General features: G+C 65.8%; 6 protein-coding genes. All 6 read right to left on the bottom strand.

Annotated features, from left to right (window positions below; genetic code table 11):
- Positions 1-201 precede the first annotated feature (201 nt).
- Positions 202-1,395 (bottom strand): elongation factor Tu, encoded by a 1,194-nt coding sequence (gene tuf / locus OO67_RS05210; protein ID WP_033297591.1) that lies wholly within the window; start codon positions 1,393-1,395, stop codon positions 202-204.
- 147 nt (positions 1,396-1,542) lie between these two features.
- Positions 1,543-3,672: an elongation factor G gene (gene fusA / locus OO67_RS05205; RefSeq protein ID WP_033297590.1), complete on the bottom strand. Its 2,130-nt coding sequence runs from the start codon at positions 3,670-3,672 to the stop codon at positions 1,543-1,545.
- Positions 3,673-3,710: 38 nt separating this feature from the next.
- Positions 3,711-4,181 (bottom strand): 30S ribosomal protein S7, encoded by a 471-nt coding sequence (gene rpsG, locus OO67_RS05200; RefSeq protein ID WP_018101248.1) that lies wholly within the window; start codon positions 4,179-4,181, stop codon positions 3,711-3,713.
- A gap of 2 nt (positions 4,182-4,183) precedes the next feature.
- Entirely contained in the window at positions 4,184-4,555 is a 372-nt protein-coding gene (rpsL, locus tag OO67_RS05195; protein WP_003948652.1) for a 30S ribosomal protein S12, read from the bottom strand.
- A 499-nt stretch (positions 4,556-5,054) separates the two neighbouring features.
- A complete protein-coding gene (locus OO67_RS05190; protein ID WP_033297589.1) occupies positions 5,055-8,954 on the bottom strand; it encodes a DNA-directed RNA polymerase subunit beta' in 3,900 nt (1,299 codons plus the stop codon).
- A 129-nt stretch (positions 8,955-9,083) separates the two neighbouring features.
- On the bottom strand, positions 9,084-12,569 hold the full coding sequence (gene rpoB, locus OO67_RS05185; protein ID WP_033297588.1) for a DNA-directed RNA polymerase subunit beta: 3,486 nt from the start codon (positions 12,567-12,569) through the stop codon (positions 9,084-9,086).
- Positions 12,570-12,609 lie beyond the last annotated feature (40 nt).

The raw sequence follows: 12,609 nt of genomic DNA, 5'->3' as shown, positions 1-12,609 counted from the left end.
GCACCTCCCGACGCGAACGACGCCCGCGTCACGACGGCCCGCACACCCTCAGGGTGTGCGGGCCGCGCCCGTCGTCCTGTCCGCCGCGAGCCCCGCGGAGACAGCACAGGGCCCGCACGGCGTGATGCCGTGCGGGCCCTGCTTGGTGCTGTGCGCTCAGTTCAGAGCAACCGGGTTACCCCGACCCACAAGTAATCGGAATTACTTGGTGATCTTGGTGACCTGGCCGGCGCCCACCGTACGACCACCCTCACGGATGGCGAACTTCAGGCCCTCTTCCATGGCGACCGGCTGGATCAGCGCGACGTCCATGAGGGTGTTGTCACCCGGCATGACCATCTCGGTGCCCTCGGGAAGGGTCACAACGCCCGTCACGTCCGTGGTACGGAAGTAGAACTGCGGGCGGTAGTTGTTGAAGAAGGGGGTGTGACGGCCACCCTCGTCCTTCGACAGGATGTAGGCCTGGGCCTGGAACTCGGTGTGCGGCGTGACCGAACCCGGCTTGATGATGACCTGGCCGCGCTCGACGTCCTCGCGCTTGATGCCACGAAGCAGCAGACCGACGTTCTCACCGGCCTGGCCCTCGTCGAGCAGCTTGCGGAACATCTCGATGCCGGTGACCGTGGTGGTGGTCTTCTCGGTCTTGATACCGACGATGTCGACGGTCTCGTTGACCTTCAGGACACCACGCTCGATGCGGCCGGTGACGACCGTACCGCGACCGGTGATCGTGAAGACGTCCTCGATGGGCATGAGGAACGGCTTCTCGACGTCACGCTCGGGCTGCGGGATGGACTCGTCGACGGCCTTCATCAGGTCGAGAACGGTCTGGCCCCACTCGGCGTCGCCCTCGAGGGCCTTGAGCGCCGAGACCTTGACGACCGGAAGGTCGTCGCCCGGGAACTCGTACTCGGAGAGGAGCTCACGGACCTCGAGCTCGACGAGCTCCAGGATCTCCTCGTCGTCCACCATGTCGGCCTTGTTCAGCGCGACGACGATGTACGGCACGCCTACCTGGCGGGCCAGGAGCACGTGCTCCTTGGTCTGCGGCATCGGGCCGTCGGTGGCCGCGACCACGAGGATGGCGCCGTCCATCTGCGCCGCACCCGTGATCATGTTCTTGATGTAGTCAGCGTGACCCGGGCAGTCGACGTGCGCGTAGTGACGCGACTCCGTCTGGTACTCGACGTGCGCGATCGAGATCGTGATACCGCGCTGACGCTCCTCAGGAGCCTTGTCGATCTGGTCGAAGGCCGAGGCCTCGTTCAGGTCCGGGTACGCGTCGTGCAGCACCTTGGTAATGGCGGCCGTGAGGGTCGTCTTACCGTGGTCGATGTGACCGATGGTGCCGATGTTGACGTGCGGCTTAGTCCGCTCGAACTTTGCCTTCGCCACTGGGGTCCTCCTGAGTGGTTCTGTACGCCTTGCTTCATCGGCGCCAGGTGATCTTTGCTGGAATGCCGGTGCCGGGGGCATCCGCCGCACTGCGACGCATGCCCGACCGGGCTCCGGTGACAAGCCTAAAGCGTGAGCTCGGAAGAGTTACTCGCCCTTGGCCTTCGCGATGATCTCCTCGGCGACGTTCCGCGGAACCTCGGCGTAGGAGTCGAACTGCATCGAGTAGCTTGCGCGACCCGAGGTCTTGCTGCGGAGGTCTCCGACGTAGCCGAACATCTCCGAGAGGGGCACGAGGCCCTTCACGACGCGAGCGCCGTGGCGCTCCTCCATGGCCTGGATCTGGCCACGGCGGGAGTTGATGTCGCCGACCACTTCACCCATGTAGTCCTCGGGTGTGGTGACCTCGACGGCCATCATCGGCTCGAGGAGCACGGGGGACGCCTTGCGGGCACCCTCCTTGAACGCCTGCGAACCAGCGATCTTGAAGGCGAGCTCCGAAGAGTCGACCTCGTGGTAACCACCGTCGAGAAGGGTGACGCGGACGCCCACCATCTCGTAGCCGGCCAGGATGCCGAACTGCATGGCTTCCTGGGCACCCGCGTCCACCGAGGGAATGTACTCACGGGGGATGCGGCCACCGGTGACCTTGTTGACGAACTCGTAGGACGCGTCGCCACCCTCGATGGGCTCGATGGCGATCTGCACCTTCGCGAACTGGCCGGTACCACCAGTCTGCTTCTTGTGCGTGTAGTCGATACGCTCGACGGCCTTGCGGATCGTCTCACGGTACGCGACCTGCGGCTTGCCGACGTTCGCCTCGACGCGGAACTCGCGCTTCATGCGGTCGACGAGCACCTCGAGGTGAAGCTCGCCCATACCACCGATGATGGTCTGGCCGGTCTCCTCGTCGGAGTGCACCTGGAAGGAGGGGTCCTCCTCCGAGAGGCGCTGGATGGCGACACCCAGCTTCTCCTGGTCACCCTTGGACTTGGGCTCGATGGCGACCTGGATGACCGGCGCCGGGAAGTCCATGGACTCCAGGATCACCGGGTTCTTGTCGTCACACAGCGTCTCACCGGTGGTGGTCTGCTTCAGGCCCATGACGGCGACGATGTCACCGGCGCCCACCGACGGGATCTCCTCACGCTTGTTCGCGTGCATGCGGTAGATCTTGCCGATGCGCTCCTTCTTGCCCTTGACCGAGTTCAGCACCGCGGTGCCGGCCTCGAGGCGACCGGAGTAGATCCGGACGAAGGTGAGCTTGCCGAGGTGCGGGTCGCTCGCGATCTTGAACGCCAGGCCGGAGAACGGCTCGTCGTCCGAGGGCTTCCGCTGGACGACCTTCTCCGGGTCCTTGACGTCGTGGCCCTCGATGGCCTCGACGTCCAGGGGGGAAGGCAGGTAGCGGACGACGGCGTCGAGCAGGGGCTGGACGCCCTTGTTCTTGAACGCCGTGCCACAGAAGACGGGGGTCACGGTGACGGAGTCGGCCGAGCCCTTCGACGCGAGGGTGATCCGACGGATCGCCTCGTGCAGCTGCTCCTCGGTGGGCTCTTCGCCCTCGAGGTACAGCTCCATCATCTGGTCGTCGTTCTCCGAGACGGCCTCGAGGAGCTTGCCGCGCCATTCCTCGGCGGCCTCCTTGAGGTTGTCCGGGATCTCGACGGTGTCGTACATCTCGCCCTTGACGGCCTCTTCGGGGTAAACGAAGGCCTTCATCGACACGAGGTCGACGACGCCGCGGAAGTCAGCCTCCGCACCGATGGGGAGCTGCATGACGATCGGGACAGCGCCGAGGCGCTGGACGATCATGTCGACGCAACGGAGGAAGTCGGCGCCCGTGCGGTCGAGCTTGTTGACGAAGCAGATACGCGGCACGCCGTAGCGGTCCGCCTGACGCCAGACGGTCTCGGACTGGGGCTCGACGCCGGCCACACCGTCGAACACGGTGACGGCACCGTCGAGGACGCGGAGCGAACGCTCCACCTCGACGGTGAAGTCGACGTGACCCGGGGTGTCGATGATGTTGATGGTGTGGTCAACATCATTGAGCGGCCAGTGACAGGTCGTCGCGGCGGACGTGATCGTGATGCCGCGCTCCTGCTCCTGCTCCATCCAGTCCATCGTGGCTGCGCCGTCGTGGACTTCACCGATCTTGTACGAAACGCCGGTGTAGAAGAGGATCCGCTCGGTGGTGGTCGTCTTGCCCGCGTCGATGTGGGCCATGATCCCGATGTTGCGGACCTTGGCCAGGTCAAGCGAAGTGGTGGCCATAAGGCTCAATCTTCTCTCGGTCTCGATGGGGTGAGCGACTACCAGCGGTAGTGCGCGAAGGCCTTGTTCGACTCGGCCATCTTGTGGGTGTCCTCGCGCTTCTTGACGGCAGCGCCAAGACCGTTGGAGGCGTCGAGCAGCTCGTTCATGAGGCGCTCGGTCATGGTCTTCTCGCGACGGGCGCGGGAGTAACCCACGACCCAGCGCAGAGCGAGGGTGGCGGCGCGACCGGGCTTGACCTCGATCGGCACCTGGTAGGTGGCGCCACCGACACGGCGGGACTTGACCTCGAGCGAGGGCTTGACGTTCTCAAGCGCGCGCTTCAGCGTGATGACCGGGTCAGCGCCGGTCTTCTCGCGGAGGCCTTCCATGGCGCCGTACACGATCCGCTCGGCGGTGGAACGCTTGCCGTCGAGCAGGATCTTGTTGATCAGCGAGGTGACAAGAGGAGAGCTGTAGACCGGGTCGATGATGACCGGGCGCTTCGGGGCGGGGCCCTTACGAGGCATTCTTACTTCTCCTTCTTGGCGCCGTAGCGGCTGCGGGCCTGCTTGCGGTTCTTGACACCCTGGGTGTCGAGCGAACCGCGGATGATCTTGTAACGAACACCCGGCAGGTCCTTCACACGGCCACCACGCACGAGCACGATGGAGTGCTCCTGCAGGTTGTGCCCCTCACCCGGGATGTAGGCCGTGACCTCGATACCGGAGGTCAGACGCACACGCGCGACCTTACGGAGCGCCGAGTTCGGCTTCTTCGGGGTGGTCGTGAACACACGCGTGCAGACACCACGACGCTGGGGCGAACCCTCGAGCGCGGGCGTCTTGTTCTTCTCGACCTTGTCCTGCCGGCCCTTCCGGACCAGCTGCTGGATCGTAGGCACTACTTCTCCGGTTTCTGTGTGCCGTTCGGTGAAACTAACCTGGAACAGTCACCGACCCACGCGGTCGGGTGTGTCGAATACTGCACGCCCCTGCTGGAAGGCAGACGGAACACAGATTGCGGTGGCCACTTACGGACTCGCCATGCGGTTGAGGACACGCACCCGAGCCCAGGCACACCCCAGGCACAAGGCTTGAGCGTACCTACCTCACGGAGCTGGGTCAAAACAAATGCCGTCCACCCCCGGGCCCCGGCCCCCGTGGTCCTGCGCCACCGGGCAGGACCGACCCCCGGAGCGACGGCCCCCGGGGCCGCACTGCCCCTCTCACCAGGCTGAACGCCCCGCGCGCCGCCCGGCGTCACGTCAGCCGCCCGCCCGTCACCGGCGGGCGACCTGTCACCCCGGGTGACCGACCTCACGGCGGGCGGTACCGGGCATGCAGAAGGGCGCCCACCCCGTACGCGGTACTCGACGGGGTGGGCGCCCTTCTCACTCACTTCTACTGGTTGTACGGACCGTAGTCGTAGTCCTCCAGCGGAACGGCCTGGCCGGAGCCCGTGCCGAACGGCGAGTAGTCGATGTCGTCGTAGCCGACGGCCGAGTACATCGCGGCCTTGGCTTCCTCGGTCGGCTCGACCCGGATGTTGCGGTAGCGGGACAGACCCGTACCGGCCGGGATGAGCTTACCGATGATGACGTTCTCCTTGAGGCCGATCAGGGAGTCCGACTTGGCGTTGATCGCCGCGTCGGTCAGAACCCTGGTCGTCTCCTGGAAGGACGCCGCCGACAGCCACGACTCGGTGGCGAGCGAGGCCTTGGTGATACCCATCAGCTGCGGACGGCCGGAGGCGGGGTGACCGCCCTCGGTGACCACACGACGGTTCTCGGTCTCGAACTTCGAGCGCTCGACGAGCTCGCCCGGCAGCAGCTCCGCGTCGCCGGACTCGATGATCGTCACACGGCGCAGCATCTGCCGGATGATGATCTCGATGTGCTTGTCGTGGATCGACACACCCTGCGAGTTGTAGACCTTCTGGACCTCGCCGACCAGGTGGACCTGGACCGCGCGCTGACCGAGGATCCGCAGCACGTCGTGCGGGTTGGTGGCACCGACGGTGAGCTTCTGGCCCACCTCGACCGGGTCGCCCTCGCCCACCAGGAGACGGGCACGCTTGGAGATCGGGAACGCCGTCTCCTCGCTGCCGTCGTCCGGGGTGACGACGAGCTTCTTGGTCTTCTCGGTCTCCTCGATGCGGACCCGGCCCTTGGCCTCCGAGATCGGGGCGACACCCTTGGGGGTACGCGCCTCGAAGAGCTCGACGACACGGGGCAGACCCTGCGTGATGTCGTCACCCGCCACACCACCGGTGTGGAAGGTACGCATCGTCAGCTGGGTACCGGGCTCACCGATGGACTGGGCGGCGATGATGCCGACCGCCTCACCGATGTCGACCAGCTTGCCGGTGGCGAGCGAGCGTCCGTAGCAGAAGGCACAGGTGCCGACCGCGGACTCACAGGTCAGGACCGAGCGGGTCTTGACCTCCTCGACGCCGGCGCCCACGAGGGCGTCGATCAGGACGTCGCCGAGGTCGACGTTGGCAGGCGCGATGACCTTGCCGTCGACGACGACGTCCTCGGCGAGCATGCGGGCGTAGACCGAGGTCTCGACGTCGTCCGTCTTGCGGAGGACACCGTCGGCACCCTTGACGGCGATCTTCAGCTTGAGGCCGCGGTCGGTGCCGCAGTCCTCCTCGCGGATGATCACGTCCTGCGAGACGTCCACCAGACGACGGGTCAGGTAACCCGAGTCGGCGGTACGCAGGGCGGTGTCCGCCAGACCCTTACGGGCACCGTGCGTGGAGATGAAGTACTCCAGAACGGTGAGGCCCTCGCGGAAGGACGCCTTGATGGGACGAGGAATCGTCTCGTTCTTGGCGTTCGACACGAGACCACGCATACCCGCGATCTGACGCATCTGCATCATGTTTCCTCGGGCACCCGAGTCGACCATCATGAAGATGGGGTTCGTCTTCGGGAAGTTCGCGTTCATCGCCTCGGCAACCTCGTTGGTCGCCTTGGTCCAGATCGCGATGAGCTCCTGCGTGCGCTCGTCCTTGGTGATGAGACCGCGCTCGTACTGCTTCTGGACCTTCTCGTCCTGCTCCTCGTAACCCCTGACGATGGCCTTCTTGGCCTCGGGCACGACGACGTCGGAGATGGCCACGGTCACACCGGAGCGGGTCGCCCAGTGGAAACCGGCCGCCTTCAGGTTGTCGAGCGTCGCCGCCACGATGACCTTGGGGTAGCGCTCGGCCAGGTCGTTCACGATCTCGGAGAGCTGCTTCTTGCCCACCGAGTAGTCGACGAACGGGTAGTCCTCGGGCAGCAGCTCGTTGAAGAGCGCGCGGCCCAGGCTCGTACGCAGCCGGAAGGTGTCACCCGGCTGGTACTCGGGCTCGCCCTCCTCGGCGACCGGCGGCACCCAGCCACGCGGGGGCATGGTGCCCACCGGGAAGCGGATGTCGACCTTCGCCTGGAGCGACAGTTCGCGGGCGTCGAAGGCCATGGTGGCCTCGGCCGTGGAGCCGAACGCGCGGTCCGTGCCCTTGACGTTGCGGCCCTCTTCGTCCGTGGTGAGGAAGAAGAGGCCCAGCACCATGTCCTGGGTCGGCATGGTGACGGGACGACCGTCGGCCGGCTTCAGGATGTTGTTCGAGGACAGCATCAGGATGCGTGCCTCGGCCTGCGCCTCCGCGGAGAGCGGCAGGTGGACGGCCATCTGGTCACCGTCGAAGTCCGCGTTGAACGCGGTGCAGACGAGCGGGTGGATCTGGATGGCCTTGCCCTCGACCAGCTGCGGCTCGAAGGCCTGGATGCCGAGGCGGTGCAGGGTGGGCGCACGGTTCAGCAGCACCGGGTGCTCGGCGATGACCTCTTCGAGGACGTCGTACACGACGGTGCGGCCACGCTCGACCATGCGCTTGGCCGACTTGATGTTCTGCGCGTGGTTCAGGTCCACCAGGCGCTTCATCACGAACGGCTTGAAGAGCTCCAGCGCCATCGCCTTCGGCAGACCGCACTGGTGCAGCTTGAGCTGCGGACCGACGACGATCACGGAACGCGCGGAGTAGTCCACACGCTTGCCGAGGAGGTTCTGACGGAAACGGCCCTGCTTGCCCTTCAGCATGTCGCTGAGGGACTTCAGGGGACGGTTACCGGGACCGGTGACCGGGCGACCGCGGCGGCCGTTGTCGAACAGCGCGTCGACGGCCTCCTGCAGCATCCGCTTCTCGTTGTTCACGATGATCTCGGGGGCACCGAGGTCAAGGAGACGCTTGAGGCGGTTGTTGCGGTTGATCACACGGCGGTACAGGTCGTTCAGGTCGGAGGTCGCGAAGCGGCCACCGTCCAGCTGCACCATCGGACGCAGGTCCGGCGGGATGACCGGCACGCAGTCGAGCACCATGCCCTTGGGCTTGTTGCTGGTCTGCAGGAACGCGGAGACGACCTTGAGGCGCTTGAGCGCACGGGTCTTCTTCTGGCCCTTGCCGGTCCGGATGATCTCGCGGAGGCGCTCGGCCTCCTCGTCGAGGTCGAAGGACTCCAGGCGCTTCTGCAGAGCAGCGGCACCCATGCAGCCGTCGAAGTACGTGCCGAAGCGGTCACGCAGCTCGCGGTAGAGCAGCTCGTCACCCTCGAGGTCCTGGACCTTGAGGTTCTTGAAGCGGCTCCACACCTCGTCGAGACGGTCGATCTCGCGCTGCGCACGGTCGCGCAGCTGCTTCATCTCACGCTCGGCACCTTCGCGCACCTTGCGGCGCACGTCGGCCTTGGCGCCCTCGGCCTCGAGCTCGGCCAGGTCGGTCTCGAGCTTCTTGGCGCGGTTCTCGAGGTCCGAGTCGCGGCGGTTCTCGACCTGCTGGCGCTCGACGGAGACGTGGGCCTCCAGCGACGGGAGGTCACGCGTGCGGCGCTCCTCGTCGACGAACGTGATCATGTACGCGGCGAAGTAGATGACCTTCTCGAGGTCCTTCGGCGCGAGGTCCAGCAGGTATCCGAGGCGCGACGGGACGCCCTTGAAGTACCAGATGTGGGTGACGGGAGCGGCAAGCTCGATGTGACCCATGCGCTCACGGCGCACCTTGGCGCGCGTGACCTCTACGCCACAGCGCTCACAGATGATGCCCTTGAAGCGGACACGCTTGTACTTGCCGCAGTAGCACTCCCAGTCCCGGGTCGGACCGAAGATCTTCTCGCAGAAGAGTCCGTCCTTCTCGGGCTTGAGCGTGCGGTAGTTGATGGTCTCCGGCTTCTTCACTTCGCCGTGGGACCAGGTCCGGATGTCGTCCGCGGTGGCAAGGCCGATCCGCAGCTCGTCGAAGAAGTTGACGTCGAGCACTTGTCGTCAATCCCTCTTTCGGGGGTTCGAGCCCCCTCGCTTCACGCGAGAAATCGGGGCACTTCAGCAATGGTCTGAACGGGTCCGGGGAGGGCCGGCCGGATCACGGGGATCCGGCCGGGCAACCCGTCAGACCTCTTCGACGCTGCTCGGCTCTCGCCGGGACAGGTCGATACCGAGCTCCTCCGCCGCGCGGAAGACGTCCTCGTCCGTGTCGCGCATCTCGATGGACATGCCGTCCGAGGACAGCACCTCCACGTTGAGGCAGAGCGACTGCATTTCCTTGATGAGCACCTTGAAGGACTCGGGAATGCCCGGCTCGGGGATGTTCTCGCCCTTGACGATCGCCTCGTAGACCTTCACGCGGCCGGTGACGTCGTCGGACTTGATCGTCAGAAGTTCCTGGAGGGCGTATGCGGCGCCGTAAGCCTCAAGGGCCCACACCTCCATCTCGCCGAATCGCTGCCCACCGAACTGCGCCTTACCACCCAGCGGCTGCTGCGTGATCATGGAGTACGGGCCGGTCGAGCGCGCGTGGAGCTTGTCGTCGACCAGGTGGTGCAGCTTGAGGATGTACATGTACCCGACCGAGACCGGGTCCGGGAACGGCTCGCCGGAGCGGCCGTCGTACAGCTGGGCCTTGCCGGAGGGCTGGACCAGCCGGTCACCGTCGCGGTTCGGGATCGTGGCTCCGAAGAGGCCGGAGATCTCGTCCTCGCGCGCGCCGTCGAAGACGGGCGTGGCGACGTTGGTGCCGGGGGCCACCTGGTCGGCGCCGATGGCCTGCAGGCGCTGGGCCCACTCGTCACCGAGGCCGGAGACGTCCCAGCCGCGGCTGGCGAGCCAGCCGAGGTGGATCTCCAGGACCTGTCCCGGGTTCATTCGGGACGGGACACCCAGCGGGTTGAGGATGATGTCGACCGGGGTGCCGTCCTCCAGGAACGGCATGTCCTCGATCGGGAGGATCTTGGAGATGACGCCCTTGTTGCCGTGACGGCCGGCGAGCTTGTCACCGTCGGTGATCTTGCGCTTCTGCGCGACGTAGACGCGGACCAGCTGGTTCACGCCGGGCGGCAGCTCGTCGCCCTCTTCGCGGTCGAAGACGCGGACGCCGATGACCTTGCCGATCTCGCCGTGCGGGACCTTCAGGGAGGTGTCGCGCACCTCGCGCGCCTTCTCACCGAAGATCGCGCGGAGCAGACGCTCCTCCGGAGTCAGCTCGGTCTCGCCCTTGGGCGTGACCTTGCCGACGAGGATGTCGCCGGCGACGACCTCGGCACCGATACGGATGATGCCGCGCTCGTCGAGGTCGGCGAGGACCTCTTCGGAGACGTTCGGGATGTCCCGGGTGATCTCCTCCGGGCCGAGCTTGGTGTCACGGGCGTCGACCTCGTGCTCCTCGATGTGGATCGAGGAGAGGACGTCGTCCTGCACGAGGCGCTGCGACAGGATGATCGCGTCCTCGTAGTTGTGACCCTCCCACGGCATGAACGCGACGAGCAGGTTCTTGCCGAGCGCCATCTCACCGTTCTCGGTGGCCGGCCCGTCGGCGAGGACCTGGCTCTCGATGACCCGGTCGCCTTCGGAGACGACGACCTTCTGGTTCACCGAGGTGCCCTGGTTCGAGCGCGAGAACTTGGCGATGCGGTACGTGGTGTACGTGCCGTCGTCGTTCGTCACGGTGATGTAGTCCGCGGAGACCTCCTGGACCACACCCGACTTCTCGGCCTTGAGCACGTCACCGGCGTCGGTGGCACAGCGGTACTCCATGCCCGTGCCGACCAGCGGCGCCTCGCTCTTGATGAGCGGGACGGCCTGACGCATCATGTTCGCGCCCATGAGGGCACGGTTGGCGTCGTCGTGCTCGAGGAACGGGATCATCGCGGTCGCGACCGACACCATCTGGCGCGGCGAGACGTCCATGTAGTCGACGTCGTCGCCGGGGATGTAGTCGATCTCTCCGCCACGACGGCGGACCAGGACGCGGGCCTCGGTGAAGCGCATGTCCTCGGAGAGCGTCGCGTTCGCCTGGGCGATCACGAAGCGGTCCTCTTCGTCGGCCGTCAGGTAGTCGACGTCGTCGGTGACGACGCCCTCGACGACCTTGCGGTACGGCGTCTCGATGAAGCCGAACGGGTTGATGCGCCCGTAGGAGGCCAGCGAGCCGATCAGACCGATGTTCGGGCCTTCGGGCGTCTCGATCGGGCACATGCGGCCGTAGTGCGACGGGTGGACGTCACGGACCTCGAAGCCGGCCCGCTCACGGGACAGACCACCCGGGCCGAGGGCGTTGAGACGACGCTTGTGCGTCAGGCCCGACAGCGGGTTGTTCTGGTCCATGAACTGGGACAGCTGGCTGGTGCCGAAGAACTCCTTGATGGAGGCGACGACCGGCCGGATGTTGATCAGGGTCTGCGGCGTGATCGCCTCGACGTCCTGAGTGGTCATGCGCTCGCGCACGACGCGCTCCATACGGGCGAGACCCGTGCGGACCTGGTTCTGGATCAGCTCACCGACGTTACGGATACGACGGTTGCCGAAGTGGTCGATGTCGTCCGTCTCGACCATGATCGAGCGGCCGGACTCGCCGACCGTCTCGGACTCACCGGCGTGCAGCTTCACCAGGTACTTGATGGTGGCGATGATGTCGTCGCTGGTGAGGACACCGGCGTCGAGCGGCTCGTCGGCGCCGAGCTTCTTGTTCACCTTGTAGCGGCCGACCTTCGCGAGGTCGTAGCGCTTCGGGTTGAAGTAGAGGTTCTCGAGCAGCGTCTGAGCGGCCTCACGCGTGGGCGGCTCGCCCGGACGCAGCTTGCGGTAGATGTCGAGCAGCGCGTCGTCCTGGCCCTGGGTGTGGTCCTTCTCCAGGGTGGCGCGCATGGACTCGTACTCGCCGAACTCTTCCAGGATCTGCTCGGTGGTCCAGCCGAGAGCCTTCAGGAGGACGGTGACGGACTGCTTGCGCTTGCGGTCGATGCGGACACCGACCATGTCGCGCTTGTCGATCTCCATCTCCAGCCAGGCGCCCCGGGAGGGGATGATCTTGGCGGAGAAGATGTCCTTGTCGGACGTCTTGTCGATGGAGGAGTCGAAGTAGACACCCGGCGAGCGCACGAGCTGCGACACGACGACACGCTCGGTGCCGTTGATGACGAAGGTGCCCTTGTTGGTCATGAGCGGGAAGTCGCCCATGAAGACCGTCTGGGACTTGATCTCGCCGGTCTCGTTGTTGGTGAACTCGGCCGTGACGAAGAGCGGCGCGGCGAACGTGAAGTCGCGCTCCTTGCACTCGTCGATCGAGTTCTTCGGGGGCTCGAAGCGGTGGTCGCGGAAGGTGAGCGACATCGACCCGGAGAAGTCCTCGATCGGCGAAATCTCCTCGAAGATCTCTTCCAGGCCGGACTTGGTGGGGACGTCTTGTCCGCTGTCCAGAGCAGCCTCGACGCGAGCCTTCCAGGCGGCATTGCCGAGGAGCCAGTCAAAGCTCTCGGTCTGCAGCGCGAGGAGGTTCGGAACCTCGAGGGGCTCCTTGATCTTTGCAAAAGAGATGCGCAGCGGGGCGGTGCTGGCACCGTTGTTCGTATTCGAGGTCGAGGCGTTGCGCGAGGCGGCCAAGAGGGGGTCCTTCCGAGGGCTCGGACTCACTACGCGCGTA

It is taken from the genome of Streptomyces atroolivaceus (assembly GCF_000717025.1).
In the GTDB taxonomy this organism is placed as follows: domain Bacteria; phylum Actinomycetota; class Actinomycetes; order Streptomycetales; family Streptomycetaceae; genus Streptomyces; species Streptomyces atroolivaceus.
This window is presented reverse-complemented; position numbering and strand designations above follow the sequence as displayed.

Bases quoted from the DNA above. Each gene is read 5' to 3' on its own strand.
- fusA (WP_033297590.1), bottom strand. From the start codon at position 3,672: ATGGCCACCACTTCGCTTGACCTGGCCAAGGTCCGCAACATCGGGATC.
- rpsG (WP_018101248.1), bottom strand. From the start codon at position 4,181: ATGCCTCGTAAGGGCCCCGCCCCGAAGCGCCCGGTCATCATCGACCCG.